Origin of the sequence: Umezawaea endophytica (genome assembly GCF_025061645.1) — a bacterium.
Classification (GTDB): Bacteria; Actinomycetota; Actinomycetes; order Mycobacteriales; family Pseudonocardiaceae; genus Umezawaea; species Umezawaea endophytica.
Genome location: NZ_JANYMP010000004.1, coordinates 140,560 through 166,197, shown reverse-complemented (window position 1 = coordinate 166,197; position 25,638 = coordinate 140,560). Strand labels below are relative to the sequence as shown.

Annotated in this window: 25 protein-coding genes; 12 read left to right on the top strand and 13 right to left on the bottom strand. The window is 71.8% G+C overall.

The annotated features are described in order from the left end of the window. Window positions 1–8: 8 nt before the first annotated feature. From NZH93_RS10645 to NZH93_RS10630, 4 genes are read right to left on the bottom strand one after another with little or no spacing between them, the layout of a single operon-like run. Window positions 9–584, bottom strand: coding sequence for a hypothetical protein (locus NZH93_RS10645; protein ID WP_308214186.1), 576 nt, complete (start codon window positions 582–584; stop codon window positions 9–11). Next, window positions 571–2,181 (bottom strand): vWA domain-containing protein, encoded by a 1,611-nt coding sequence (locus NZH93_RS10640; protein ID WP_259622818.1) that lies wholly within the window; start codon window positions 2,179–2,181, stop codon window positions 571–573. The genes NZH93_RS10645 and NZH93_RS10640 overlap by 14 nt, the downstream gene beginning before the upstream one ends. Further along, entirely contained in the window at window positions 2,178–3,326 is a 1,149-nt protein-coding gene (locus NZH93_RS10635) for a toxic anion resistance protein (RefSeq protein WP_259622817.1), read from the bottom strand. Before NZH93_RS10635 ends, NZH93_RS10640 begins: the two co-directional genes overlap by 4 nt. 1 nt (window position 3,327) lies before the next feature. Further along, window positions 3,328–4,395 carry a hypothetical protein gene (locus NZH93_RS10630; RefSeq protein WP_259622816.1) on the bottom strand — a complete coding sequence of 356 codons (1,068 nt, stop codon included), beginning with the start codon at window positions 4,393–4,395 and terminating at the stop codon, window positions 3,328–3,330. A 222-nt stretch (window positions 4,396–4,617) separates the two neighbouring features. Here NZH93_RS10630 and NZH93_RS10625 point away from each other — a divergent pair, with 222 nt between their 5' ends. Then, on the top strand, window positions 4,618–5,466 hold the full coding sequence (locus NZH93_RS10625; protein WP_259622815.1) for an alpha/beta hydrolase family protein: 849 nt from the start codon (window positions 4,618–4,620) through the stop codon (window positions 5,464–5,466). A gap of 56 nt (window positions 5,467–5,522) precedes the next feature. On the opposite strand, the gene NZH93_RS10620 is transcribed toward NZH93_RS10625, so the two are convergent. Next, the gene (locus NZH93_RS10620; protein ID WP_259622814.1) at window positions 5,523–6,038 is read right to left on the bottom strand and encodes a sigma-70 family RNA polymerase sigma factor; all 516 of its coding nucleotides are present in this window, start codon (window positions 6,036–6,038) and stop codon (window positions 5,523–5,525) included. A 226-nt stretch (window positions 6,039–6,264) separates the two neighbouring features. Between NZH93_RS10620 and NZH93_RS10615 the strand changes: the two genes are divergently transcribed. From NZH93_RS10615 to NZH93_RS10605, 3 genes are all read left to right on the top strand, one after another. After that, window positions 6,265–9,144: an AfsR/SARP family transcriptional regulator gene (locus NZH93_RS10615; RefSeq protein WP_308214185.1), complete on the top strand. Its 2,880-nt coding sequence runs from the start codon at window positions 6,265–6,267 to the stop codon at window positions 9,142–9,144. A gap of 193 nt (window positions 9,145–9,337) precedes the next feature. Continuing rightward, window positions 9,338–10,426, top strand: a complete 1,089-nt coding sequence (locus NZH93_RS10610) for a DNA alkylation repair protein (protein WP_259622812.1) — start codon at window positions 9,338–9,340, stop codon at window positions 10,424–10,426. Between the two features lie 77 nt (window positions 10,427–10,503). Beyond that, window positions 10,504–11,397, top strand: coding sequence for a GlxA family transcriptional regulator (locus NZH93_RS10605; protein WP_259622811.1), 894 nt, complete (start codon window positions 10,504–10,506; stop codon window positions 11,395–11,397). Here the strand turns inward: NZH93_RS10605 and NZH93_RS10600 are convergent. The 3 genes from NZH93_RS10600 to NZH93_RS10590 all read right to left on the bottom strand — a co-directional run bounded on the left by NZH93_RS10600 (window position 11,377) and on the right by NZH93_RS10590 (window position 13,602). After that, complete coding sequence (locus NZH93_RS10600; RefSeq protein ID WP_259622810.1) at window positions 11,377–11,997, bottom strand: TetR/AcrR family transcriptional regulator; 621 nt, start codon at window positions 11,995–11,997, stop codon at window positions 11,377–11,379. The two genes, NZH93_RS10605 and NZH93_RS10600, sit on opposite strands and share 21 nt — an antisense overlap. Before the next feature lie 9 nt (window positions 11,998–12,006). Then, on the bottom strand, window positions 12,007–12,663 hold the full coding sequence (locus tag NZH93_RS10595) for a hemerythrin domain-containing protein (RefSeq protein WP_259622809.1): 657 nt from the start codon (window positions 12,661–12,663) through the stop codon (window positions 12,007–12,009). 150 nt (window positions 12,664–12,813) lie between these two features. Then, on the bottom strand, window positions 12,814–13,602 hold the full coding sequence (locus NZH93_RS10590; RefSeq protein WP_259622808.1) for a DUF2382 domain-containing protein: 789 nt from the start codon (window positions 13,600–13,602) through the stop codon (window positions 12,814–12,816). 225 nt (window positions 13,603–13,827) lie between these two features. Between NZH93_RS10590 and NZH93_RS10585 the strand changes: the two genes are divergently transcribed. Continuing rightward, window positions 13,828–14,244, top strand: a complete 417-nt coding sequence (locus NZH93_RS10585; RefSeq protein WP_259622807.1) for a hypothetical protein — start codon at window positions 13,828–13,830, stop codon at window positions 14,242–14,244. An 18-nt stretch (window positions 14,245–14,262) separates the two neighbouring features. Continuing rightward, window positions 14,263–14,664 carry a DUF6924 domain-containing protein gene (locus tag NZH93_RS10580; protein ID WP_259622806.1) on the top strand — a complete coding sequence of 134 codons (402 nt, stop codon included), beginning with the start codon at window positions 14,263–14,265 and terminating at the stop codon, window positions 14,662–14,664. Window positions 14,665–14,696: 32 nt separating this feature from the next. Here NZH93_RS10580 and NZH93_RS10575 read toward each other — a convergent pair whose 3' ends face one another. Then, window positions 14,697–15,272 carry a copper resistance CopC family protein gene (locus NZH93_RS10575; protein WP_259622805.1) on the bottom strand — a complete coding sequence of 192 codons (576 nt, stop codon included), beginning with the start codon at window positions 15,270–15,272 and terminating at the stop codon, window positions 14,697–14,699. Between the two features lie 93 nt (window positions 15,273–15,365). Then, complete coding sequence (locus NZH93_RS10570) at window positions 15,366–16,583, bottom strand: cytochrome P450 (protein ID WP_259622804.1); 1,218 nt, start codon at window positions 16,581–16,583, stop codon at window positions 15,366–15,368. Between the two features lie 164 nt (window positions 16,584–16,747). Between NZH93_RS10570 and NZH93_RS10565 the strand changes: the two genes are divergently transcribed. Then, window positions 16,748–17,236 carry a GNAT family N-acetyltransferase gene (locus tag NZH93_RS10565; protein ID WP_259622803.1) on the top strand — a complete coding sequence of 163 codons (489 nt, stop codon included), beginning with the start codon at window positions 16,748–16,750 and terminating at the stop codon, window positions 17,234–17,236. A gap of 11 nt (window positions 17,237–17,247) precedes the next feature. Here NZH93_RS10565 and NZH93_RS10560 read toward each other — a convergent pair whose 3' ends face one another. After that, the gene (locus NZH93_RS10560) at window positions 17,248–18,093 is read right to left on the bottom strand and encodes a hypothetical protein (RefSeq protein WP_259622802.1); all 846 of its coding nucleotides are present in this window, start codon (window positions 18,091–18,093) and stop codon (window positions 17,248–17,250) included. 283 nt (window positions 18,094–18,376) lie between these two features. Between NZH93_RS10560 and NZH93_RS10555 the strand changes: the two genes are divergently transcribed. Beyond that, entirely contained in the window at window positions 18,377–19,354 is a 978-nt protein-coding gene (locus NZH93_RS10555; RefSeq protein WP_259622801.1) for a tetratricopeptide repeat protein, read from the top strand. Window positions 19,355–19,363: 9 nt separating this feature from the next. Here the strand turns inward: NZH93_RS10555 and NZH93_RS10550 are convergent, their stop codons facing one another. Both NZH93_RS10550 and NZH93_RS10545 read right to left on the bottom strand, forming a co-directional pair. Next, complete coding sequence (locus NZH93_RS10550; RefSeq protein WP_259622800.1) at window positions 19,364–20,236, bottom strand: LuxR C-terminal-related transcriptional regulator; 873 nt, start codon at window positions 20,234–20,236, stop codon at window positions 19,364–19,366. 135 nt (window positions 20,237–20,371) lie between these two features. Continuing rightward, window positions 20,372–21,133 (bottom strand): TetR/AcrR family transcriptional regulator, encoded by a 762-nt coding sequence (locus tag NZH93_RS10545; protein ID WP_259622799.1) that lies wholly within the window; start codon window positions 21,131–21,133, stop codon window positions 20,372–20,374. Window positions 21,134–21,169: 36 nt separating this feature from the next. Between NZH93_RS10545 and NZH93_RS10540 the strand changes: the two genes are divergently transcribed. From NZH93_RS10540 to NZH93_RS10525, 4 genes are all read left to right on the top strand, one after another. Beyond that, complete coding sequence (locus tag NZH93_RS10540) at window positions 21,170–22,195, top strand: ATP-binding cassette domain-containing protein (RefSeq protein ID WP_372506605.1); 1,026 nt, start codon at window positions 21,170–21,172, stop codon at window positions 22,193–22,195. After that, window positions 22,192–22,986 carry an ABC transporter permease gene (locus tag NZH93_RS10535; protein WP_259622797.1) on the top strand — a complete coding sequence of 265 codons (795 nt, stop codon included), beginning with the start codon at window positions 22,192–22,194 and terminating at the stop codon, window positions 22,984–22,986. Before NZH93_RS10540 ends, NZH93_RS10535 begins: the two co-directional genes overlap by 4 nt. 33 nt (window positions 22,987–23,019) lie before the next feature. Beyond that, the gene (locus NZH93_RS10530) at window positions 23,020–23,778 is read left to right on the top strand and encodes a class I SAM-dependent methyltransferase (protein ID WP_259622796.1); all 759 of its coding nucleotides are present in this window, start codon (window positions 23,020–23,022) and stop codon (window positions 23,776–23,778) included. Between the two features lie 156 nt (window positions 23,779–23,934). After that, the gene (locus tag NZH93_RS10525) at window positions 23,935–25,623 is read left to right on the top strand and encodes a phytoene desaturase family protein (protein ID WP_259622795.1); all 1,689 of its coding nucleotides are present in this window, start codon (window positions 23,935–23,937) and stop codon (window positions 25,621–25,623) included. Window positions 25,624–25,638 lie beyond the last annotated feature (15 nt).

The window sequence follows — 25,638 nt, the reverse complement described above, 5'->3', positions numbered from 1 at the left end:
GACCGAGGCTAACCCTCGCGTCCGCGGTCCTCCAGGTAGCGCGTGTGGTCCGACTGCCGCCGCGCGTCCGCGTCGTGGAAGCGTTCCGCCGTCCGCACCACGTCGGCCTCGATCAGGTCCAGTTGGCGCAGCAGTTCGGCGTCCGACTGCCGGGCGGCGGCGTACCACCACGGCAGGTTCAGGTAGTTCTGCACGGACAGCGGCAGGTCGGTGCCGATGACCCTGGTGGCCGTGTGCAGCGCGTCCGGGTCGGCGCGCAGCTCGCGCGGGCGGTCCAGCAGGCCGCGCAGCACGTCCGCCACGCGGTCCAGGCGCGGCGCCACGCCGTCGGGCACGCGCGCGGCGGCGACGTGGGCGACGAGCGCGTCCAGGTCGCGGCGCAGCCCGGCCGCCTCCTCCGTCGGATCGGTCACCAGCGTCACCCGCTCCGGTGGCGCCAGCAGGGCCCCGACCCCGTACAGCCCGACGACCACGACGAGCCAGTAGCTGCCCGCGAGACCCGCGAAGTGCAGGCCGAGCCCCAGCAGGCCGCCCGCGCAGCCGACGAGGTTCCGGGTCGAGCCCAGGTACCTACTGATAGCCACGGATCTCCTTGAACGCCTCGGCCAGCGTGCGGGAGCGCGCGTCGAACACCTTGCCGCCGCTCATCGACGCGACGCGCCCCATCTCGTCGGCGGCGCTCTCGCCGAACAGCACGGGGAAGACCGGCACACCCCTCAGTGCCGGTTCGAGCCCGTCGTGGAACGCGGCGAAGTCGTCGAACCCGTCGCCCGAGGTGTTCTCGCCGTCGGTCATCAGCACGATCGACGTGAACCGGTCCTGGTCCGCGGCGGACTGGGCCCGCAGCACGTCGTAGCCCTGCCGCAGGCTGCTGTAGATCGCCGTCCCTCCCCTGGCCCCCAACCCCTCCGCGGCGGACTTGATCCGCCCGAGGTCGGCGTCGGTGGTCACGGTGAACTCCCGCGGCGACTCGGGCGCCCCGTTGAATGGCAGCAGGGTCACCTGCTCGCGGCCGTGGAACTTGCTGAACCTGCCGGAGAGCGTCGTGTCGGCGCCGGTGAGGCCGATGACGGCCTGGCGCAGGCCGTCGATCCGCTCGCCCTCCATGGAGCCGGACGTGTCCAGCACGTACAGCGTGCGCGACGGCCTGCGCAACTGGTCGAAGTACGCGGTGACCAGGCCGTCCACGGCGGCACCGCTGCCGGGGAACGGCAGTTCGACCAGGTCCCGGACGGCGAACCGGCCGTCGAGCTGGACCTCCGGGCTGGCCGGGCGACGGCCGGTCACCTCGGAGATCCGGCGCTGCGCGTCCGGCGAGCGCAGGTGGGCGGTGAGCCGGTCGTACGACCCGCGCGCGTCCTCCCCCGCCGAGCCGAGCAGGGTCAGCGGGTAGTCGGCGGTGACGACGCCGTCGTTCGGGTAGACCAGCGTCAACGGCTCGGGCAGCACGTTCGCGGCGTTGACGGACAGCAGCACCGACTCGTAGTTGAGCAGCCCGTCGACGCGCGCTCCGGGGTCCTCGCCGCGCGCCCGGCGCTGGTAGGCCTCGGAGAGCCAGCCGGACGAGCCCGCGGACAGGGTCTGCGCGGAGAAGAAGTCCTTGAGCTCGGGAGCCACCGAGGTGATGGCGGCGGCGTCCAGCGCCGAACCGCTCCCGGTGAGCGCGGACGCGATGCCGACCAGCGCGGAGAACCCGGAGTTCGACGTCGACGGGTCCGTCATGCCGTAGGTGAACCGCTTCTGCCCGGCGGCGTCGGCGATCTCCGCCCAGCCGACCCGCTTGGCGTCCCAGCCCAGCTCCCGCACCTTGGAGGCGGGCAGGCCGAGCACGACCGGGGAGCTCATCACCTTGGTCGGCCTGCCGAGCCGCTTCGCCGCCTCCGGCAGGAGTTCGAGGTAGCGGTTGGAGGAGAACCAGACCGCGTCGAAGCCCTGCTCGGCGGTCCCGTTCGCGACGGACTCGGCGCCGTCGAGCGTACCGGTGTAGCTGAACTCCACCCTGACGCCGGTGGCCTTCGCGGCCTCCTCCAGCACGGGGGCCATGTCGGTCAGCTCGCTGCCCGCGAGCACGCGCAGCACGCCGGGTCGGGCCTCGCCGACCGGGCTGCCGGCGGGCGGGTCGCCGGAGCACCCGGTCAGCAGGGCGACGGCGGCGACGCCGATCAGGGCACGACGGATCATGCGGGCTCCTCGGTGCTGCGCACGCGGGTCAGGTGGTCGTGGGCGCGCCGGATCTCGTGGTCCAGCGCGGAGACCGTGCCCGCCATGCTCTCGGCGGCACGGGCCTTGAAGGTGTCGATGGCGTCGATGGTCGCGTAGACCTGGTCGAACGACGTGCGGATCGCGTCCACGCCCACCATCGGCTCGCTCGAGATCCGCTGGATGTCGTTGCCCTGCAAGGAGAGCAGGTCGGCGTTCGCCCGCAGCAGGCCGTCAGTCAGTCCGCGCACGGCGTCGATCTGCTCGACCACCTCGCGCTGGTCGGCGAGCGCCGCTGCGACCACCATCCCGATCCGCAGCGCGGTGACGGTCGTGCCGACCGCGCGTTCGACGCCCTTGATCAGCTCGTCGTTGCCGCGCCGGACCACGTCGAGCGCCAGGTAGCCCTGCGCGCAGACGGCGAGCTGGGTCAACAGGTCCTGGTGCCGGACGCGCACCGGGTGCAGCACGTCGGCGCGCAGCGCGGTCGCCCGCTGGGGGTCGGACAGCTCGACGATCCGGGCCTGCTGGTCCACGGCCTCGTCCACCGCCGCCGCGAGCACGGCGTCCGCGGAGAGCCGGGTCATCACGGCCCACAGCCGTTCGCGCTCGCCCCGGACCGCCGCGTTGTCCCGCCGCAGCTCGTCCTGCCCGCCGCGCAACTTCAGCACCACGCGGTTCAGCGGCTCGTCCGCCGCCCGGAACCGGGCCAGCAGGGCGCGGGCGGAGCCCCCGAACGGGATCAGGCCGAGCAGCTTGCGCCCGGTGAGCCCGCGCAGGTCCTTGGGGTCCAGCTCGCGGACCGTGCGGCGCAGCTCGTTCAGCCCACCCGTGACCTGCCGCTGCGCGCCGGGCTCCGCGAGCGCGGCGAGCGACCGGTCCAGCAGCCTGCCCGCGACCTGGGCTGCGGCCCGCATGTCCGACTCCCCCAGCACCAGCACCCGGTCGAGCAGGACGGTGAACTCCGGCGAGTGGACGTCCACGGTGGACAGTTCGGCGACGAACTCCTCGGCTCGCCGCAACGACTCCCGGCGGGTCGTGTCGTCGACCGGGATCAGCCCGGCGGCCCGTTCGACCGGTACCGGGGCCACCGGTTCCGGCGCGGTGAGGACGAAGTCGGCGTCCACGTCAGTACTGCTTCGCGATGGCTTCGAGCATCCGCTCCAGCGTCTCGTACGACGGCGGCTCGACCACGTCCACGACGGTCGCGGGCACGGACACGCCGTGCTCCTTCACGACCTCGTCGAAGTAGCGCGGGTCGGCGGTGCGGAAACCGAAGGTGGCGGCCAACCTCCCCAGCTCGGCGTCCGTGGTGAGCAGCTCGCCCACCTGGTCACCGGACGGCTTGAGCGGCACGAGCGTGTGCTTGGACAGCACGGTCGGCGCGGGGTACAGCAGCGTCATGCCCGGCCGGATCGTCGAGTCGCCCCGCACCACCCGGTCGACGAACTGCGCCTCGTAGGCCAGGACCATCGGCGTCTTGCCCATGCCCGCGGACAGGTAGTCCTCGAACGGCCCGTCGGTGCTGCTCTGCGTGTACCCCTGCTCCAGGAACAGCTTCCCGACGGCGGGCAGCACCTTCGCCTCCGCCTCCGGCGAGGCCACGACCCCGCCGTTGGCCACGAACGACGTGATCGCCAGGTACATCGCGGCGGAGTTCGAGTCACGCGGGTCGGTCGTCGTGACCAGCACGTTCTTCCGCGCCGGGAAGTCGGTGTTGTTGGGGAGCTGGTCCCAGCGGGTGCCCGCCGCCGTCAGCTCGAGGTACTTCGCGACGTCGAACACCTGACCGGGCCGCACGACCCCCTGGTCGGCCAGCAGCTTCACGATCGGGTCGAAGGTGGCGATCACCATCGGCGACGAGAACGGCGCGTACGTCCTGGCCGCCTTGCGGGTCTGCTGGATCCGCTCGGCCGCGGGGGCGCTGGAGGGGAACGCGAAGTCGTACCTGTCCAGCTCCACCGTGGTCGCGATCTGCCGCGACCCGGCCGGGTCGACCTCGACGGCCAGGCCGTGCCGCGCGAACGCGTCCCGCACCCGCTGGTCGGCGAAGAAGGCGAGCTTCTCCGAGCCGATCACGCCGCGCACGGTCCTCAGGTCGGTCGAGGAGGTCTCGTCCGACCTGCCGCGCACGACCGCGAACACCACGCCCACCAGCAGGACCACCGCGAGGGCGGTACCTCCCAAGCGCTTCACCAAGGCCACCTCGTGAGACTCGTCCACCGTTCGGATCATCCGTCAGTGGGACGCGCTCCGGTGGCGTTCGGTCGCAACTCGTGACGTGAACAATCGGTGAACGCGCAGGGGTGGATCCCCTACGCCGCAACGGCTTCGCGGTGACCGGTACGGCCGCCGGCGGTCGTGGCCCGCGCGCCGGGCGGGCGGTGGATGTCGGACCTCGGTGTTAGCGTGCCGGACATGACCAGGTCAGCGGGCTGCCGAGCCGTCGAACTGCGGGCGAGCGGGAAGGACTACACCTTCCCGCTGCTGGTCCTGTACCCGACGGAGGCCCCCGAGGCGCCGGAGTCGTTCGGCCCCTACCCGGTCGAGGTGGCGATGGACGCGCCGGTCGTCCCCGGCACCCACCCGCTGGTGGTGATCTCGCACGGCACGGGCGGCTCGCACCTGCTCTACCGGACGCTGGCGGCGCACCTGGCGCGCGCCGGGTTCGTCGTCGCGCTGCCCGAGCACCCGCTGAACAACCGCAACGACAACGAGCTGGGCGGCACCGCCGAGATCCTGGCGAACCGCCCGAGGCACGTCCGCCAGGTCGTCGACCACGTGTCCGCGGAGTTCGACGTCGGCCCGGTCGCGGTCGTCGGGCACTCGCTCGGCGGCTACACGGGCCTGGCGCTCGCGGGAGGCAGGCCGACGGCGTTCCCGCACGAGACCCCGGACCGGCTGCCGCACCCGGTCGAGGTGGTCCCGGACGAGCGGGTCCGCGCGCTCGTGCTGCTGGCCCCGGCCACGGCGTGGTTCGCGCACGAGGGCGCGCTCAGCGCCATCACCGCCCCGATCCTGCTGCTCACCGCCGAGCACGACGAGCACACGCCCCCGTGGCACGCCGAGATCGTCACGAACGCCGTCGCCGACGTCGAGCACCGGGTCGTGCCCGGAGCGGGCCACTACTCGTTCCTGTCCCCGTTCCCGGCCCGCATGACGAGCCCGGCGTTCCCGCCGTCCCAGGACCCCGAGGGTTTCGACCGGGCGGCTTTCCACGCGCACCTGAATGACGAGGTGCTCGCGTTCCTCCGCCGGGTGTTCTAGGGGGAGGCGGACCACTCCCCGCACCGGTTCGGCGATTTCCCCCGGAAAGCGTTCCGCTAGTTCGCCAGCAGTTCCCGCATCGCCCGGCGCGCGGACGTGGACCGCGACTTCACCGTGCCGATGGGCAGGTCCAGCGTGTCCGCGGCCTCGGCCATGCTGCTGCCGCGCAGGTAGACCTCCACCAGCACCTCGCGGTGCTCGGGGCGCAGCCGGACGAGGGCCTCGCGGACGGTCACACCGTCCACGACGGACCTGGCGTGGTCGCCGGGCGCCGGGGCCTCGTGCGACGGGCCGTCCGGTGTGATCGACACCTCGTGCGGCCGCACCTTCCGCCGTCTCGACAGGTCGATGACGATGTTGGTGGCGGTCGTCAGCAGCCATCCCCTGACCGATCCCTGCCCGTTCGACAGCGCCTCGCTGTGCTGCCAGGCGCGCACCAGCGTCTCCTGCGTCACGTCCTCGGCCGCGGCCCTGTCCCTGGTCAAACTGGTGGTGTGGGCCAGGATCGCGCCCACGTGCTCGGTGTAGAGCTGGCGGACCAGCGCATCGGCCCCGGTGCGTCGCGACGTCACGGTTCTCCCCTGTCCTGACCGCCCTCGACCGGACGGCGTGCCGTCGTGCAACGGCTTTGTCACCCCTGGAAACACGTGGTCCTCATCATTGAGACGCGGCGCGCGAATGATTTCCGGCGAATGCGTATCCGGGGCGCGTCGGGCCGCTCCTGTGTCGAAGAAGGCAACCACTGCACGCAGAGCGTAATTCGCCCGACTTGATGACCAATGACTAAAGTGTGACCACGTGCTCCCCCGCGGGGGAGCCACCTACCGCGGCGGAGCGAAGTTGTTCCCAGAACCCTCTCGAAGCAGCCTGCGACTGGCCGTGCTCGGTCCTCTTCGCGCGTGGCTCGACGGTGTTGAGGTGGAACTGGGGCCACCTCAACAGCGTTCGGTGCTCGCACTCCTGCTGGCTCACGGCGGACAGCCCGTGAGCGTGGCGTCGCTCGTCGACGCCCTGTGGGGCGAAGACCACCCCGGCAGCGCCGTCAACCTGCTGCACCGCTACGTCGGCGCCCTGCGCCGCGCGCTGGAACCCGAACTGGGCCACCGCGAAACGGGGAGGTGGTTGATCAGGGGTGCGGGCGGCTACCGCTTCACCGCGGACGCCGCCACGCTGGACCTGCTGCGCTTCCGCGACCTCATGGGGAAAGCGCGTTCCGAGCGGGACGGCGGGGCCGAGCGGCAGGCCGTCCACACGTTCGCCGAGGCACTCGCGCTGTGGGACGGGCCGGTGGCCGCGAACACGCCCGCGCCGGTCCGCTCGCACACCGTCTTCACCGCGCTGGAACGGGAGCACGTCGCCGCCGTCAACGAGGCCACCGACCTCGCGCTCCGGTGCGGGCTGCCGAAACCGGTGCTCGTACCGTTGCAGTGGGTGACGTCGCAGCACCCGTTCGACGAACCGTCGCACTCCAGGCTGATCCTCGCGCTGGCCGCCGCGGGCTACCGGGCGGACGCGCTGGACGTCCACGCCACCATCCGCGGCAGGCTGGCCGAGGAGCTGGGCATCGACCCCGGCGCCGAACTGCGCGCCGCCCACGAGGCAGTGCTGCGGGAGGAACCGGACCAGCCGCAGCAGGAGGTCCACCACGAGACCGAACCGCTCGTGGACGCCCCCATGCCCGCCCCGTCCGTCATGCCGGCGCAACTCCCCCGCGACCTGGCGGTCTTCGCGGGCCGCCGGGACGAGCTGGACCACCTGCTGGCCGAGCACGACGACCCGCACGGCGCGACGGCCGTCACCCTCATCCGCGGCATGGCGGGCGTCGGCAAGACCACCCTCGCCGTCCGCTACGTGCACCGCATCGCCCACCTGTACCCGGACGGCCAGCTCTACCTCAACCTCCGCGGCTTCGACCAGACCGGCGACGTCGTGCAACCGGAGGCCGCGGTCCGCCGGTTCCTGGACGAGCTGGGCGTCCCGTCGGCCCGCATCCCGGTCGGCTTCGACGCCCAGGTGAACCTCTACCGCAGCGTCCTGGCCGAACGCCGCATCCTGGTGGTGCTGGACAACGCCCGCGACGCGGAGCAGGTCCGCCCGCTGCTGCCCGGCTCACCCGGCTGCCACGTGGTCGTCACCAGCCGCAACCAGTTGCTCTCGCTGGTGGCGGTGGAGGGCGCCCGGCCGCTGCTCCTCACCCCGCTGTCGAACGTCGAGGCGCGGGAGTTCCTCACCCGCAGGCTCGGCAGCCGGTCGGCGGGCTCGGACCCGGCGGCCATCTCGGAGATCATCGAGCTGTGCGCGGGCCTGCCGCTGGCGTTGGCGATCGTCGCCGCGCGCGCCGCCCTCCAGCCGCTGCACCCGCTCAGCGCCGTCGCGCAAGCCCTGCGCGACACCAGCACCAGCCTGGACAGCTTCTCCGACGCGGACTCGATCATCGACGCCAGAGCGGCCTTCACCTGGTCCTACCAGGCGCTGGGCCCGGCCGCCGCGGACATGTTCCGCGTGCTCTCCCTGCACCCCAGCCCGGAGATCCCCACCAGGGCGGCGGCCAGCCTCATGGGCCTGCCGGTGGCGAGGGCCGTGCCGCTGCTGGACGAACTCGAACGCGGCCACCTGATCGCCCAGTACGCCCCGCGCCGCTACACCATGCACGACCTCGTCCGCGTCTACGCGACGGAACTCGCGAACGCCTCGGACGCGCCGGAGGCACGGCGAGCGGCCCGCGTCCGCGTCCTGGACCACTACCTGCACAGCTCCTTCACCGCCGCGGCGCTGATCGACCCGCACCGGCCCCGCATCACCCTGCCCCCGATGAGCGAGGGGGCGGTGGTCGAGGTCCTCCACGACCGCGCGGCCGCGCAGGCGTGGACCACCGCAGTGTCCCCCACGCTGTTCGCGGCCGTGGAGATGGCGGGCGAGCACCACCTCGACGACCACACCTGGCGCCTGGCCTGGGCCTTCGACCCGTACCTCGACCGCAACGGCCACTGGCACCAGAAGGTCATCGCGCAGGAGGCGGCGCTGGCGGCGACGGAACGCGCGCACGAGGTGCGGGGCCGCGCCTACGTGCACCGGAGCCTGGGCTACGCCCACAAGCACCTCGGCAACCTCGTGCGGGCGGCGGGCCAGTTCCGCTCGGCGCTGGAGCTGTACGTCGAGCTGGGTGACCTGCGGGGCGAGGGCCGGACGCACCAGAACATCGCGGACCTGTGCACGAAGCAGAACATGTTCCAGCAGGCGCTGGAGCACGAGGTCTGCTCCTACGAGATCGCACGGGTCCTGGGCGACCAGTTGATGGAGGCGGACTGCCTCAACAACGTCGGGTGCGCGCACAGCGACCTGGGTGACCACGACCAGGCGATCGTGCTGTGCGAGCAGGCGTTGGCGCGGTCGCGGGAGCTGGGCAACCGGCCGCTGGAGGCGGCGGCGCAGGACAGCCTCGGCAAGATCCACCACCGGGCCGGGCGGTACGCGGTCGCGGTCGGGTACCTCGGGCAGGCGCTGGAGACGCACCGCGACCTGCAAGACCTGTACAACGAGGCCGTGACGCTGCGGAACCTGGCCGCCGCGCACCTGGCCGTCGGCGACAAGAGGTCGGCGGAGGACTGCACCCGGTTGGCGGCGACCGTTCTGGGACAACCGCTCCCGTTCACGCTGTCGGCGGCCAGCGCGAGCTAGCCGGGCGTCACTTGGGAGCGACGGTGCCGCCGGGCCGGAGGTCGCCCTCGCTGTTCGGTCGGGCAGTCCGCCGACGGCCATCGGCTCCACGCCCTGAACACCAGCGGCTGCTTGTACGAGTCGACGGCGCACCAGCCCGGAATTGTCGTACCCCGCTCCTAGACTCGGGCCTCCCGCCATCACAAGGAGTTCCGTGCCCACCGCAGACGAACTGCTCAACGCCTCCGCCGTCACCGGGCTCGCCCGGATCCTGTCCGTGCCAGCCCCGTCCGTCGCCGCCGCGGCGGGCGAGCTGGCCGGGCTGGGGCTGCGGGAGCGCACCGACCTCGTGCACGACGCGCTGCTGGCCGACCTGCCGGAGAGCTACTCGCGCTTCGAGGCCGTGGTGCGGAAGGCCTTGCGGGACCACGGGTTCACCGGCTGGATGCTCTGGCCGGTGACGGAGGCGATCACCAGCCGCGCGCTGGCGGACGGCGGTGGCGAGGCGTTCGACCGGGCGCTCGCGCTGCTGGCGGACCTGACACCGCGGCTGACGGCCGAGTTCGGCATTCGACGTCTGCTGGAGGCCGACCTGGGCCGTGCCCTGCCGATCGTGCTCACGTGGACGGAGCACCCGGACGAGCACGTGCGCAGGCTCGCCAGCGAGGGCACGCGGCCGCTGCTGCCGTGGGCGAAGCGGGTGCGGGCGATCTTCGAGGACCCGGCGGCCGCGGTGCCGGTGCTGGACGCGCTGCACCGCGACCCGTCGGAGTACGTGCGGCGCTCGGTGGCGAACCATCTCAACGACATCAGCCGCCGCGACCCGGCGCTGGCCGCGGCGACGGCGGCCCGCTGGCTGGACGACGAGCCGGGGGCGGACACGCTGCGGCTCGTCCGGCACGGCCTGCGCACGCTGGTCAAGCAGGGGCACCCGGAGGCGCTGGCGCTGCTCGGGTTCCCGGCGGTCACCGGTCTGGTGGTGGCCGGGCCGGAGCTGGACACGACGGCCGTGGCCGTAGGCGGCGCCCTGGGCTTCTCCTACGTCGTGGAGAACACCGGCCCGTCGCCCGCCAAGCTGGCGATCGACTACGTGATCCACCACCGGAAGGCGAACGGGACGACCACGCCCAAGGTGTTCAAGCTGACGACGAGGACGCTCGGGCCCGGCGAGCGGCTGACGGTCGCCCGCACGCACTCGTTCAAGGTCATCACCACCCGCGCCTACCACGCGGGCGAGCACGCCATCGCACTCCAGGTGAACGGGGAGGTGTTCGGCCGGTCGCCGTTCACGCTGCTGCCGTAACGGACATCGGGCCGGATTCCACCGCTCTCGGACGACCCGGATTTGTCCCGGCGCAGTCGATCTTGTATCTATCGTCCATGAGAACGCGCTCCACCGTGACCGAAGTCGTGTTCTTGCTCCCGCAAGCGTTGTCCCTGTTCGACCTCGCAGGCCCGGTCGGGGTGTACCGGGCCGCCATGGCGCACGGTCTGCCGTATCGGCTGTCCTTTGTGGCCGATGCGCCGGACCTCGTCACCGAGGAGGGCCTCGGCCTGCGGGCCGAGCCGACGTGGCCTGCCCTGTCCCCCGCCGACCTGGTCTTCGTGCCGGGCGGCCTGCGTCTCACGCCCGAGAGCCTGGCCGCGCTGCGCGGGCACCACGAGAAGGGCGGCACGGTCGTCGCCGTGAGCACGGGCGCCGAGGCGCTCGGCCACGCAGGCCTGCTCGACGGCAGGCGGTCCACTACCCACCACGACAGCGGCCGTGCCCTCGCCAAGGCCGCTCCCGCCACGACGGTCGTGGAGGACGTCCTGCACGTCGTGGACGGCAGGGTCGCGACCTCGGCGGGCAGCGCGGCGGGAGTCGACCTGGCGCTGCACCTGCTCGCCACGGCCTACGGCCCCGCCGCCGCCGCGCGCGTCGCCAGGGACCTGGTGTTCTACCCGAGGGGCAACGGCGACGAGCCGCCGGTCGGCGTGCCGCTGCGGTACCGCGGGCACGTGGACGACCTGGCGCACCGGTTGCAGGACCTCGTCGAGGCCCGGTTCACCGAACGGCTGCGGCTCGTCGACATGGCCCGCGAACTGGGCTTCAGCGAACGCACGCTGACCCGGCACTTCCGCCGGGCGACCGGCCTGACGCCGTTGCGCTACCAGCAGTTGCTGCGGGTGGAGCGGGCCGAGCAGCTCATCGACCGGGGCGCGACCGTGGACGCCGCGGCGCGGGCCGTCGGCCTCACCGACGCCCGCGCGCTACGCGCCCTGCGCGGCTAGCAGCGAGGCGGAGCGGGTGGCGAGCCACCGCTCCGCCTCGTCCCAGGTCCAGCCGCACTCCCGCACCAGCGCGCGCCACGACTGCGGGCCGAAGCAGTGCCACAGCACGTCCGCCGCCCTGGTCGGGTCCGCCAGCGCCCCGACGCCCTCCAGGTGCGCGACGACGTCGCGCAGCACGGCCCGGTACGACGCGGTCCCGTGTTCCCACAGGGCTTCGGCGTCGTCGTGGACGGGCATCGCGGCGTACAGGATGTCCAGCGCCGCCTGGTAGGTCTGGTTGCCCGTGCGGGTGCGGTGCGCCAGTACCCGCATCGCCTCGGCGAGGTCCGTGGTCGCGCGGATCTCGACCATCGCCTCGTCCGGCCGCGAGCCCTCGACACCCGCGGTGATCAGCTCGTTGAGGATGTCGGCCTTGCTGCCCGCGCTCGCGTAGACGGTCTTCGACGCCACGCCCGCGCGCTCGGCGATGTCGGCGACCGTCACGCGGGCGTAGCCCTTGGCGGTGAACAGCTCCGTGGCGGCGGCCATGATGTCGTTCCGCGTGGCCGCCGCGTCCTGTTCGCGGCGCGGGGAGCGGTAGGCACGGCGGGGCGTCGACACGGGCCCAACCTACCGGGCCGCGAGCGCGCCGAGCGTCGAGTGGAACCTGCGCAGCAGCAGGGGGCGCAGGAGCCGCACCGGGGCGGGGAAGTTCGCCATCATCACGTCGTGGCCGGGCGCGGGGACGGGCTCGCTGAGCAGCCCGATCACGAGGTCCGGTCCGCCGCGCGGCGCCCCGTCCACGATGGCCTTGCGCAGCCGGACGATGTCGGCGTCGGGGACCCGCGGGAACAGACCCTTCAACACCGGTTCCTCGGCGTCCAGGTGGCCGATCAGCACGTCCCGCACGGAGGTCGCGGCGGGCAGCGCGGCCCCGGCCGCCTCCCGCACGTCCACGTCCTTCTCCGCGAGGGTGTCGATCGCCACGCTCAGCGCCCTCAGCTCGTGGTCGAGCTTCTCGTGCTCGGCGCTGAGGCCGTCCAGCCCCGCCACCACGTCGGGGAAGAGGGTCCGCAGGACCGGCCAGAACAGCTCGTCCTCGCTCTCGTGGTGGTGGTGCACGAACTCGGCCTGCCACCGGGCCAGACGGACGACGGCCTTGACGCCGACCGGCTCGCCCGCGACCAGCCGTTCGAGCGAGGCCGTGGTCAGGTCCGCCCCTCGCCGCATGATCGTGTGCACGGCGATCAGCTCGTCGTACATCAGCAGGCCCTCGGACTCCACCACGGGGTTCCTCAATTCAGGTTAGACATCGGATAAGCAATATCCTCCCATGGTAGCCAAAGCCGGGCCGCGCCTCCCACCGGTGGCCACTCGTCGCCACCGCGCGGGCGGCCGGGGTGGGCGCCTCCACGCACCACCCCGGTGCCACGACCCCTAGCGCCGCCTGTCGCCCGGCTCACCCTTGGTGTCGTCCACGACGTCGACGCGCTCCTTGCGGATCTCGCCGCCGACGGTGCGCTGCTCGGTCACGGTCTCCTTGCCGAGGCCGACGCGTTCGACCGCCACGGTCTCCTTCTCCACGACCGGGCGCTCCTCGTGCAGGACCACCTCGGCCTCCTCGTCGCGGAAGGACTTGCCGCGCGGACCGGCCGTCCCGTCCGCGATCGGTTCGCGCACGACCCGGACCTCCTCGTGGGAGACGGGCACGGTGACGTTCTGCTGCTCGGTCACGGTGTGCTTGACCAGGCGGACCCGACCGGTCTCGACCTGCTCCGTGCCGACCTTCAGGCGCTCCTCGGAGCGGGTCATGCCCTGCTCGCCCTGGCGGTTCGCGGTGCGCTGCTCCGCGTGCCCGCTCGCCATCCCCCGGCGGTCGCCGAGCCGGTCGTGCTCGCCGGTGTTGGGGGTCGGCATCATGCCGTAGTACTCGTAGAGGCCCGCCTGCTCGGCGTCGGAGAGCCTGCCGCCGGAGGCGTCGACCTCCGGGGCGTCCTTGACCTTCTGCTTGTCCACGGCGACCGTGATGTGTTTGTCCGCCACCTTGGCGTCCTGGATGGGGACGAGGCTCTCCCGCATCCCGAACAGTCCGGTGTGGACGGAGGCCCAGACGGGCTGACCGCTCTGCTCGTCCAGCCAGACCTGTTTGACGGACCCGATTCGGTCACCTCGCGCGTCGATGACATCGCAGTCGTACAGGCGCTCCACCGATTTCTGGTCGATCATCGGACAACCTCTCTCCCGAATGGACTGTCTCGCCGGAACCTGGCTACCCGCCTCGGCCGGTTCGACTCGGGATCGACCCCAAGGCCACCCGGAAGAGAAGTCGACGCCGTGGAAGTGGACCGTCCGTAGTCGCCCCACCCCCTATCGGGAGCCTCATCACGGTGGTCGACCCGACTTCGGTCACTCCCTTGGGCCGGAGCCGGTCCGCCGTGGATGATCTGGGGCATGTACGGCATCGGCTCGGAGCCGCGTCCGCAGTCCCGGACCAGCACGCGGGTCCTGCGGGTCCTCGCCCTGTGCGGGGTCATCGGCTGGATCCTGTTCATCGCGCTGCGGATCCACGCCGAACCGCCTCCGGGGTCGCCGTCGCCGCGGGAGCTGGCGCTCGCGTACGAGTCGGCGCTGAACTCCGGGCACGCGGACCAGGTCGCGCCGCTGCTGGGCGAGCCGGTGGTGGGCAACGCCGACGTCGCCGAGTACCTCGTCGGGCAGCCGCACGAGGGGCGGTGGCACGTGGCGGTCGTGGACCTGGACGGCGCGACGTTCCTCGCCGTGAACGACGACCGCGGCTTGGTCGTCCACCTGCCCACGACCTCCGTGGACGGTCACTGGCAGGTCAACCCGCTGGTATCACCGCGCTGACACCCGAGGACGTTCCGCATGACGAGCCTGCCGTGGTCCACCGACACCCTCTTCGTCCGCACGCACTTCGCCGACGAGGAGGCGTGGCGGGCGTTGGCCGTGGCGGTGGGGACGCCCAGCGAGGACGGCTTCCTCGCGAACCTGCACGTCGTGGACGACCCCGCCCACCACGACCTGACGCCCGCGCGGGTCGCGGCGCTCGCGACCGGGCACCGGCTGGTCGTCGTGGCGGACAGGACCGCCATGACCGCGCCCGACCTGCCGCTGCTGGTCCTCCACCGGGGCGGTGCCGGGTGGGAGGAGCTGCGGGTGGTCGCCGAGGAGCTGTGGTCGATCGAGAACAACATCTCGCTCGCCAACATGGGCTGGGAGGAGTTCACCGGGAACGCCGACGACGACGGCGTGTTCCGGGGTTTCTGAGCCGGGGGGCCGCGGCGGTGGCCCCCGGTCGACTACTCCGGCTTGGCCTTGCGGAAACGCGTGGCCGCGAAGGCTCCTGCACCGGCCACGACGACCGCGGCGATGATCCACACCGACACCGGGACGCCGCCGCCGTCCTCGCTCGCGGGCTGCGCCGCGGGAGCCGCGGCACTGCTCGAGGTCGGCGCGGCCGTGGTCGTCGTGGTGGTGGGCGCGGCGGACGTCGTGGGCGGCGTCGCGGGCGCGGCGAGCGTGAAGCGGATCTTGTCGCCGACCTCGTCACCGTCGTCGGAGACGACCCGGTAGTCCACGACGTACTCCCCCGCGGGCCCGGTGGCCTCGACCGGCGCGGTGATCACCGCGCCCGCCGCCACCGCCTGGCCGACCTTCCACGTCGCCCCGTCCGGCCCGGTCACGGTGATCGGCGTGGCGGCCAGGCCGACCGGCTCGCTGAAGGTGAGCACGACCTGCGTCGGTGCCGCGGGCAACGACGCGCCCGCCGCCGGATCACTGCTGAGGAGTTCCGCGTGCGCGAGGGCGGGTGTGGCCGTGGCCGCCAGCGCCAGGCCGGTCAGCAGGAGCGCGGCGCCGAGGCGTCGGAGGTTCATCGGTGGGCCTTTCGTGGTGCGGTGCGGGGCATCCCGCCACTAGTCGTACCAAACGGCGGGTTGGTTCCCGGCGCTCCCCCACCGCCCGAGACGTCACGCGTCCCAGGTGACCGGCAGCTCGTGGACGCCGTAGATGTTCATGTCAGCCTTGAGCCTCACCTCGCTCGACGGCACCGCGAGCCCGAGGGTCGGGAAGCGGCGCAGCAGCGCCTCGAAGCCCGCGCGCATCTCGATGCGGGCGAGTTGCTGACCGAGGCACTGGTGGACGCCGTGGCCGAAGGACAGGTGGCCGCGGGCCTTGCGGCGGATGTCGAGCACGTCGGGGTCCTCGAAGCGCAGGGGGTCGCGGTTGGCGGCCAGCACCGACACGACGACGGTCGAGCCCTCGGGGATCTTCTCGCCGCCGAGTTCGACGTCCTCCGCGGCGTACCGGATGAAGACGTCGACGATGGACAGGTAGCGCATGAGCTCCTCGACGGCGTCGGGCAGCAGCTCCGGGTCGGCGCGCAGGTCTGCCACCTGCGAGGGGTTCTCCAGGAGAGCGAAGGTGCCCAGTCCCAGCATGTTGGCGGTGGTCTCGTGCCCCGCGAGCAGCAGCAGGAACGCCATGCCGGTCAGCTCCTCGACGGCGAGGTCGTCGTCGCGGGCCAGGTCGGACAGGATGTCGTCGTCGGGGGCCGCGCGCTTGCGCGTGACCAGTTCGGCCAGGTACGTGGTCAGGCTGGTGAACGCGGCCATCTTCTCCTCCAGCGTCTGGTCCTTGACCAGGAACTGGGCGGAGTTGGCCTGGAAGTCCTCCCGGTCCGCGTAGGGCACGCCGAGCAGAGCGCAGATCACCAGTGACGGCACCGGCAGCGCGAACTCCTTGACCAGGTCGACGGGCGGGGTCAGGTCCGCCATCGCGTCCAACCGCTGCTCGACGACGTCGACGATGTGCTCTTCGAGCTGCCGCATGCGCTTCACGGTGAAGGCGCCGGTGAGCTTGCGCCGCAGCCGGGTGTGGTCCGGTGGGTCCATCGCGAGGAACAGGCCGGGGGTCTGCGGTGACGGTCCGGCGGAGGAGGGCATGCCGGGCACGTCGAACGGCATGTGCAGGACACCGAGGTCCTGGCGGGAGCTGAAGCGGGTGTCGGCCAGGAGTTGGCGGACCGCGTCGTACCCGGTGACGAGCCAGCCCACGTGCCCGTCGGGGAAGGTCAGCGGGCTGACGGGACGCGTGTCGCGGAACCGGGTCATCGCGCTGTGCGGGTCGAAGGGACCCGCGTCGCGCTCCGTGAACATGCCTTCCGGGACGGGAACCGGCTCGGTCATGGGACTTCCTCTCGTGGCGGTTGGTCCCGGTCGTGGTCGCCGACGGCGGCACGACCAGGTGCGTGGTGCCATCATGGCACAACTTTGGCACCATTCGAGCCACATTGGCTCAACGTGGTGCCACCCGCTCGGAGGAAGGGGCCGTGCTGATCTAGGGTGCCGCCATGACGCCCACGCTCCGGCCGCTCGCGCTCGGCGACGTCACCGCCGTCCACGACTGGGCCCGCCTGCCGGAGTCCTGCCGCTACCAGGCGTGGGGACCCAACACCCACGAGCAGACCGAGGCGTACGTGCGGGCCGCGGTGGCGGCACCCCCGAACCGGCTGGTGTTCGCGGTGCTCGTCGACGGCGACGTCGTGGGCAGCGCCGAGCTGAAGCTGCGCGGCCCGACCACCGGCGAGATCACGTACGCGGTGCACCCGCGGCTGTGGGGGCGGGGCACCGCCACGGCCGCGGCTCGGGAACTGCTGCGCATGGGCTTCGACGAGCACGGGCTCCACCGCGTCTGGGCCACGTGCGACCCGCGCAACCTCGCCTCGGCCGCGGTGTTGCGCAGGATCGGCATGCGCTACGAGGGCCGGATGCGCGGCACCGCGTACGTCCGCGACGGCTGGCGGGACTCGGACCTGTACGCCGTCCTCGCCGACGACTGACGCCCGACGAGCTACGTGAGCGTGTTCGGCACGTTCTTGTGGGGACCGAAGTAGCCGACGTACACCTTGGCGGTCTCGCGGTCGGCGACGAAGTACACGCGGGGCAGCAGCGTGCCGCGGCCGACGCCGATCTTCAGGTGGGTCCCCATGTAGACCGTGCCGGACGGGTCGTACGCGCGGTCCACCGGGAACATCCGCTTCGCGCTCATCCGGCCGGACCTGCCGACGCTCTTGCTCTCGCTCATGGCGAGCTTCTTCGCGTTGGACGGCCACACGTACCGGTGGTGGGAGTTCTCGCACCACGCGCGGAAGTTGCCGGGGTTCTTCTCGGCGGCCAGCGCCTCGCCGTAGGCGTGCAGGGCGAGGAACCCGCGCCACGCGTTCTCGCCCCACGTGCGGGACTCGGGCACGTTGTCGATCCGGTCGAGTTGCACGCACGCCTCGAGCGGCAGGCTGAGGTGGTCGGCGAGGTGCAGGCGGGCCAGTTCCGCCGCGTGCGACGGCGAGTCGGCCGTCGTGGGCAGGTCGTCCGCCTCGGTCGGGTCCTCGGGCACCAGTCCGCGGTAGACGGTGGTCAACCTCCCGCGCAGCCGGTTGTTCTCCTCTTCCAGCCTGCACTGGTCCTCGACGGCTTCCTGGTACCTGCGGTCCAGCTCGTCGAGTTGTTCCTGCTTCTCCGCCAGTTCGACGTCGGCCATGACCAGCAGTTCTTCCAGTTCCGCCGGTTCACGCGCCGGGACGGGGTCGACCACAGCGGGTTCGACCGGCGGGGGCTCGGGGTGTTCGACGTGTCTTCGCTCCGGCTCGGGCCCCCGTCTTCGCTCGTCCTTGTTGCGCCCCTTCAGGAATCCCCGCACCGCGCGCGACAGCATCGCTATTGATCGCCAACCCTCTTCGTCGTGCTCGCCATGACTGCGATCAACCTTGCCACGGGGGGAACGGCGCTTCCGGGTCGTTTCCTGGACAGAACGGGGTCAGTCGCCACGCCGGGGCATCGCACGACCGTTCGACCCCAGACCGCACGAGCGCGCCGATCGGCCGAGTCCGCTCGGGTGGTGCGCGGGTCCCGTGACGACGTTCGGCGGTATACCTCCTTTGAGGCCCGTTTCAGCGCTTTGAGGATGTGAGCGAGGTACGACCATGGCCGAGTTCGACGCGACCGCGGCAGGGGAAGGCACCGGACGCCCGGTGCGCGGGCACAGCGGGATGGCCGAGGTCAGACACGTGGAATCCGCGACGAAGGAACTCCGCGCCCTCGACCACCGGTTCGGCGGCGGGGCCTGCCGCGAGGCGGTGCTCGCCCTGTCGTCGTGGAGCGAGCGCGTCCTGACGCATTCGAGCACCACGCGGGCCGTGCGCGACAGGCTCGGCTCGGCCATGGCGGACCTCCACAACCTCGCGGCGTGGACGTGCTTCGACTCGGCCGAACAGGACCTGGCCCGGATCCACGTCGACCGAGCCTCGGAATTGGCGGCGTTGGTGGGCAACCACGACCTGGCCGCGAACGTCCTCTACCGCTCGGGGCGGATGCACCTGCACCGCGACGACTTCGCGGAGGCGCTGACGGCGTTCCGGTTGGGCGAGGTGTCGGCGCGGAGGGCCGAGAGCGACCTCGGGGTGGCGATCCTGTGCGTCAACCAGGCGTGGACGCACGCCCGGATGGGCGACCGGGACCAGGCGCTGACGCGGATGGGCTGGGCGCGGGACGCCTTCGAGGCGGCCGACCGCGACGCGACGCCGACGTGGTCGGCGTTCTTCGACGAGACCGACCTGGGGGCGATGACCGGGATCGTCTACACCGAGCTGGCGCGCACGGTGGACCTGGCGTACACGGCGTTCGCCATCCCCCCGCTCACCTCGGCCATCGCGACCTACTCGGAGGGGATGACCAGGAGCCGGGCGCTGAGCCAGATCGCGCTGACCGTGAACCACGTGCTGGAGCACGACTTCGACCACGCGGCCAAGGTCGGCCTCCAGGCCGTGGACTCGTCGGCGAAGGTGACGTCCACCCGCACCAGGGACCGGATGCGCCCGCTGCGGGACGCCGCGGCCCGCTACGAGGACGAGGACGCGCGCGAACTCGTCCACCGGATCGACCAGTTCACCGCGAGCGCCTGACCGCGGGTCTCACGGCAGGAGGCCCAGGGACTTGGCGTGCAGCACGGTGGCGAGCCGGTCCGCGGTGCCGAGCTTCCGGTACAGGTGCTGGAGGTGCCGGTGGACGGTGCGCGGCGAGATGTCGAGCCTGCGCGCGATGGCGTCGGCGGTGAGGCCTTCGGCGAGGACGGCCAGCACGGTGAACTCGCGCTGCGTCAGGCGGTGCCTGCTCGCGTCGCCCAGCCGCACCACCGGCGCGATCCTCTCGTCGGCGCGGTGCCGCTCGGCTTCGGCGAGCACGGCCGTCAGCGCCGCCGGGCTGCGCAGCGGGTCGTGCGCCACCACCAGCAGGATCGGCGTTCGCGGTCCGCGCCGCACGAGGTGGTCCAGCAGCCCGATCGACGCCTGGTCGACGTGGTGCGCGTCGTCGAGCAGCAGCACGGTCCCGGCGGGCCCGGACATCGCGTCCAGTGTCGCCGTCACGGCCCGGTGCAGCCGGTGGTGCTCCGCGTCGGGCACGCCCAGCGCCTCGCTCGCCCACCCCGGCGTGCGGAGCGACCGGAACAGCCCGCGCAGCAGCAGGTTCGCGTCCTGCTCCAGTTCCGTGAACACCTCGGGGTTGCCCGTGGCGTGCTCGAACGCGTCCGCGAACAGCCCGTACGGCTGCGCCCCCTCGACCGCCCTCCCGCGGACCACCGGCAGGTCGTTGCCACCCGCCAGCAGCGCGTACGCGTCCAGCAGCCGCGTCCGGCCGAGGTCCGACCGCTCGGCGACCGGCACCACCCGCACGCCGGGCCGGTCGTCGCTCGCCAGCAGGCTCGCGAACAGGTCCGACGCCACCTCGTGCTGGGCGCGGGCCAGGTCCGGGCGGGTTTCCACCGAACCGTGGACAGCGATGCTCATCCCAGGCCCCCATCAGTTGTTCGACGGTCGGGAATAGCCTTTCCACCAGTGAAAGAGCCGCCGGTCGGGTGACAAATACGTGTTCGGGCCACCCAATCCGGTCGGATGGGGAAAATGCGGCGTCGCGCCGCCGGACTAGGCCTCCGCGCGCCCGATGAGGGCGGCCACGCCGTCCAGGTACAGCGTCAGCCCGAACATCCCGTCGACCTCGTCGTCGTAGGGCACCTCGCCGTCGAAGACCCCGGAGGTGACCACCCTGCTCAACGCCGGGAACCGCAGCGGGTCGACCACCCTCGCCAGCGCCAGCCCGTACTGCCGCCCGAACGCCTCCGGGTTCTCCCGGTAGCCCGTGCTCAGGTCCAGGCTCAGCCGCGCCTCGCCCTGCACGTAGGTCAGCAGCCCCATGACCACGCCGACCTTCTCCTCCTCGGACAGCCCGGTGCCCCCCAGCGCTCCCAGCGCCCGGTCGAACCACGACAGGTTGTTCGGCCCGACCGGCGGCCCGCTGATGGGGATCTGGACGACCCACGGGCGCGCCCGCAGGACGGCGAGCACCCGGCGGACCCAGACCGTCAGCCCTTCCCGCCACTCCAGCCCCTCCGGCAGCGCGGGCGCGGGCCCGATGGCCGCGTCGGCCATCAGCAGCAGCAGGTCGTTCTTGCTCTTCACGTACCGGTAGAGCGCCATCGTGGCGTTGCCGAGCCGTTCGGCGACCTTCGCCATCGAGACCGCCCCGAGCCCTTCGGCGTCCGCGACCTCGACCGCGGCACGGGTGATGTCGGCGACCGTGAGCGACGGTTTCCGCCCTCTCCGCGCGGTCTCCCGCAACCCCCACAGCAGGGTCACCTCGGCGGGCAGGTCGATCTCCTCGGTCATCCGCTCCCTCTCGTCCGGCACGCAGTCTAGGAAAACCCCTTCCCCTCACCTATGCGTATGACCTACGCTTTTAAGCGTACCTACTACGCATTGGGGGAACCGGTGATCGTCGAAGCAGAGGGCTTGACCAAGTCCTACGGCACCACGACGGTGCTGGACGGCGTCGACCTGCACGTCCGGAGGGGGACCGTCTTCGCCCTCCTCGGCCCGAACGGCGCGGGCAAGACCACCACCATCCGCATCCTGACGACGTTGACCAGACCGGACGCGGGCACCGCGCGGGTGGCGGGCCACGACGTCGTCCGGGAACCGACGAAGGTCCGCGGGGCCATCAGCCTGACCGGCCAGTTCGCCGCCGTGGACGACCAGCAGACGGGCCGGGAGAACCTGACCGTGGTCGGCAGGCTCATGCACCTGGGAGGCCCCGCGGCCCGGCGCCGCGCGGTGGACCTGCTCGACCGGTTCGACTTGCGGGACGCGGCCGACCGCAGGGTCAAGACCTACAGCGGCGGCATGAGGCGCAGGCTCGACCTGGCGATGAGCCTCGTGTCGACCCCCGAGGTGATCTTCCTGGACGAGCCGACCACCGGCCTGGACCCGGTCAGCAGGACGACCATGTGGGACGCCGTCCGGGACCTGGTGGCGGCGGGCACGACCATCGTCCTCACCACGCAGTACCTGGAGGAGGCCGATCGACTGGCCGACACCGTCGCCCTGCTGCACGAGGGGCGGGTCGCCGTCTCCGGCAGCACCGACGCCGTGAAGGCGCGCGTGGGCGGCCACCGGCTCGACCTCGGTTTCACCACGGACCACGACACGACCCGCGCGGCGGCGCTGCTGTCCGCCCGGCGCACGGACGCGCCCCTGGCACTCGGCCTCCCGTCGGACGGCACGGCCACCCACCAGCACCACGTCCTGGACGCCCTGCGCACGGCCGGGATACCGGTGGCCACGATCAGCACCCACCGCCCGACGCTGGACGACGTCTTCATCGCGTTCACCGGCGGGCAGTCCCCGACGAGCCCGGACCAGGCGCCCCTCGACCTCGTCACCGCCACCCCTTACGCGGAGGACCTCGCATGACCACCCTCCAGGCCCGACCGACCCACACCGGGCTGGGGAACGCCCTGACCGACCACCTGACGATGATCGGCCGGTGCGTCCGACTGACCAGGCGCAACACCGAGACCCTGATCATGTCGATCGCCCTGCCGCTGCTGATGATGCTGCTGTTCGTCTACGTCTTCGGCGGCGCGATCAACACCGGCACGCAGTACGTCAACTACGTGGTCCCCGGAATCGTCCTGCTCTGCACCGGCTACGGGGCCGCCGCCACGGCCATGGCGGTCGCGAACGACATGACCACCGGCGTGATCGACCGGCTGCGCACCCTCCCGATCCGCGGCTCGGCCGTCCTGACCGGGCACGTGGTCGCCAGCGTGGCCCGGAACGCCCTGTCCACCACCATCGTCGTCACCGCGGCCGTCGTCATGGGCTTCCGGCCGCGGGCCGCGTTCGCCGAGTGGCTCCTGGCTGCCGGGCTGCTGCTCCTCTACGTCCTGGCCCTCTCCTGGTTCGCCGCGGGCCTCGGCGTGATCGCGAAGTCCGTCGAGTCGGCCAGCGCGCTCAGCTTCGTCATGCTGTTCCTGCCCTACCTCAGCAGCGCCTTCGTGCCCCCGCACACCATGCCGCGGTTCCTCAGGGGCATCAGCGAGCACCAGCCGATCACGCCGGTGATCGAGACCGTGCGAGGACTCCTGACCGGGACCCCGATCGGCGCGAACGGCTGGATCGCGCTCCTCTGGTGCACGGGCCTGCTGGCGGCGGCGTCCACCTTCGCGGCCTGGCTCTTCCGCCGCCGCAACGCCGTCTGATTCTCGGTCGACACCGTGGTTACCGTCGGGAGCATGACCACTTTCGAGGACCTGATCGAGGAAGGCGAAGCGGTTCCCACGGCGGGCTGGGACTTCGGCTGGTTCGAGGGCCGCGCGACGGAGGAACGCCCGAGTTGGGGCTATTCCCGGCTGCTGGCCGAGCACATGGCCGACGCGGAGGCCGCGCTGGACCTCCAGACCGGTGGGGCCGAGGTGCTGGCCGGGATCCCCAGCGCGCCGAAGACCCTGTGCGCCACCGAGTCCTGGCCGCCGAACCTGGAGATCGCCCGGCGCAACCTGGCCCCGCTGGGCGGCACGGTGGTCGAGGTCCAGGACACCGACGACCTCCCGTTCGACGACGGCTCGTTCGACCTCGTCGTCAGCCGCCACCCCACGACCGTGCTGTGGCACGAGATCGCCAGGGTGCTCAAGCCCGGCGGGACCTACCTCTCGCAGGGCATCGGCTCGGGCACGAACCGGGAACTCAGCGAGGCCTTCCTGGGACCCCTACCCGCCCCGGAGGACCTGGGAATCGAGGCGGACGCGGACGCGGCCGGATTGTCGATCATCACCCTTCAGCACCAATCCCTGCGGGCCGAGTACTACGACATCGGGGCGATCGTGCACTTCCTGCGCAAGGTCCTGTGGACCGTCCCCGGCTTCACCGTGGACCGGTACCGGCCCCAGTTGGCCGCACTCCACCAGCGCATCGTCGAGGAGGGCCCGTTCGTCTCCCACGCACGCCGCTACCTGCTGAAAGCCGAAAAACGGGTACCCGTGCACCACCCCTGAACACGAAGGATATTCACTAAAAAACAGCGTCATATAACGCTGTTTTAGGGGTTAGCAGGGGTAGGAGGACTGCGCCGAAGGGAGGAATCTCAGTGGGGTGCCCTTACCGGAGAGCAACCAGAACAGGGGTTGCTCCGATCTTCGAGCGGAGTCGCGTTGACGACACAACGAAGTGACTGGGATGCCATCGTCGTCGGTGGAGGTCTCGGCGGCCTGACGAGCGCCGCGTACCTGGCCGCCAGCGGGCGCAAGGTGCTCGTGCTGGAGCAGCACGACTGGGCGGGTGGCAACAGCCACGTGTTCCGGAGGAGGAGGAAGTACGAGTTCGACGTCGGCGTCCACTACCTCGGCGACTGCGGGGAGGACGGGATCATCCCGACCGTGCTGCGCGGTCTCGGCGCGGACGGGCGGGTGGAGTTCCACCAGCTCAACCCCGACGGGTTCGACAAGATCGTGATGCCCGGCCTCACGTTCGACGTGCCGTCGAACTGGGACGAGTTCCAGCGCAGGCTGGAGACGACGTTCCCCGAGGAGGTGGAGGGGATCCGCGAGTACGTCGAGGTCGTCCGGGCGACCGGCGGCGAGCAGCACTTCGCCCTCGGCTGGGCGCCGGACATGCCGTTCGAGGAGATCATGGAGGGCACGCAGTACCTCCAGGGCTGGGGCTGGCACAAGCTGGTCACGCTCTTCGACCACTGCAAGCTCTCGACGCGGCTGCGGACCGTGCTGGCCGCCCAGTCCCCCAACTACGGCCTCGGCCCGACCGAGGTGTCCGTCGCGACGCACTCGATGATCACCGACCACTACATCCGCGGCGCCTACCACCCGGTGGGCGGCGGCCAGATGATCGCGGCCACGCTGACCGAGGTCCTCGAGGCGCACGGCGGCGAGATGCGCACCAACTCCCAGGTCGACCGGATCCAGGTCGTCGACAACGTCGTGACGGGGGTGGCGCTGGCGGACGGCACCGAGCTGACCGCACCGCTGGTGATCTCCAACGCCGACTACCGGCGCACGATCCTCGACCTGGTCGGCGCCGAGCACTTCGCCCCGGAACTGGTGCGGGACACCAAGGAAGCGTCCATGGGCCTGCCGTTCGCAACGGTCTACGTCGCGCTGGACCGCGAGCTGGACACGCGGCCCGAGGACGCGAACATGTGGTGGTACGCCGGGGACGACATCGAGCACCTGTACGAGAGCCTGCACAACGACGGGCAGCCGGAGGAGATCAAGCACCTGTTCATCTCGTTCGCCTCCCGCAAGGACAACGACTCGCGGCACATGCACCCGAAGGGCCACTCGACGTTCCAGCTCATCACGCTGTGCCCGCCCGGCTACGCGGGCTGGGGCGTGGAGAACGGCCCCGCCGACGGCGAGAAGTACCGCCGCAACCCGGACTACCTGGCGGAGAAGGAGCGCTTCACCGAGGCCGTGGTGAAGGCGGGCGAACGCGCGCTCGGGCCGTTCCGCGACAGCATCGTGCACCTGGAGATGGCGTCGCCGCTCACCCAGGAGCGCTACACCCGGTCGACCGGCGGTACGCCGTTCGGCATGGCCAAGTGGGGCGACGCGGGCCAGCGCCCGGTCTTCGAGACCGGCGTGGGCGGCCTGTACGTCGTCGGCCAGAGCACGCAGTTCGGCAGCGGCATCACGGGTGTGATGGCGGGCGGCATGGTGTGCGCGGGCCAGATCATGGGCAGGCCCCTGCTGTTCGGCGAGGTCTCGAAGGGCTCGGTCGTCGGCAACCGGGAACTCCTGCCGGAACGCCCCGCGGGGTGGGACCCGGTGGCCGTGTCGCGCGGCGCCGCCCGTGCCGACGCGCGGGGGCTCGCGACGCTCGCCTGACCACCTCTCGAACGC

Bases quoted from the DNA above. Each gene is read 5' to 3' on its own strand.
- NZH93_RS10625 (WP_259622815.1), top strand. From the start codon at position 4,618: ATGACCAGGTCAGCGGGCTGCCGAGCCGTCGAACTGCGGGCGAGCGGG.
- NZH93_RS10580 (WP_259622806.1), top strand. From the start codon at position 14,263: ATGACGAGCCTGCCGTGGTCCACCGACACCCTCTTCGTCCGCACGCAC.
- NZH93_RS10590 (WP_259622808.1), bottom strand. From the start codon at position 13,602: ATGATCGACCAGAAATCGGTGGAGCGCCTGTACGACTGCGATGTCATC.
- NZH93_RS10565 (WP_259622803.1), top strand. From the start codon at position 16,748: ATGACGCCCACGCTCCGGCCGCTCGCGCTCGGCGACGTCACCGCCGTC.
- NZH93_RS10605 (WP_259622811.1), top strand. From the start codon at position 10,504: ATGAGAACGCGCTCCACCGTGACCGAAGTCGTGTTCTTGCTCCCGCAA.
- NZH93_RS10585 (WP_259622807.1), top strand. From the start codon at position 13,828: ATGTACGGCATCGGCTCGGAGCCGCGTCCGCAGTCCCGGACCAGCACG.
- NZH93_RS10555 (WP_259622801.1), top strand. From the start codon at position 18,377: ATGGCCGAGTTCGACGCGACCGCGGCAGGGGAAGGCACCGGACGCCCG.
- NZH93_RS10530 (WP_259622796.1), top strand. From the start codon at position 23,020: ATGACCACTTTCGAGGACCTGATCGAGGAAGGCGAAGCGGTTCCCACG.
- NZH93_RS10535 (WP_259622797.1), top strand. From the start codon at position 22,192: ATGACCACCCTCCAGGCCCGACCGACCCACACCGGGCTGGGGAACGCC.
- NZH93_RS10640 (WP_259622818.1), bottom strand. From the start codon at position 2,181: ATGATCCGTCGTGCCCTGATCGGCGTCGCCGCCGTCGCCCTGCTGACC.
- NZH93_RS10575 (WP_259622805.1), bottom strand. From the start codon at position 15,272: ATGAACCTCCGACGCCTCGGCGCCGCGCTCCTGCTGACCGGCCTGGCG.
- NZH93_RS10550 (WP_259622800.1), bottom strand. From the start codon at position 20,236: ATGAGCATCGCTGTCCACGGTTCGGTGGAAACCCGCCCGGACCTGGCC.
- NZH93_RS10540 (WP_372506605.1), top strand. From the start codon at position 21,170: ATGACCTACGCTTTTAAGCGTACCTACTACGCATTGGGGGAACCGGTG.
- NZH93_RS10570 (WP_259622804.1), bottom strand. From the start codon at position 16,583: ATGACCGAGCCGGTTCCCGTCCCGGAAGGCATGTTCACGGAGCGCGAC.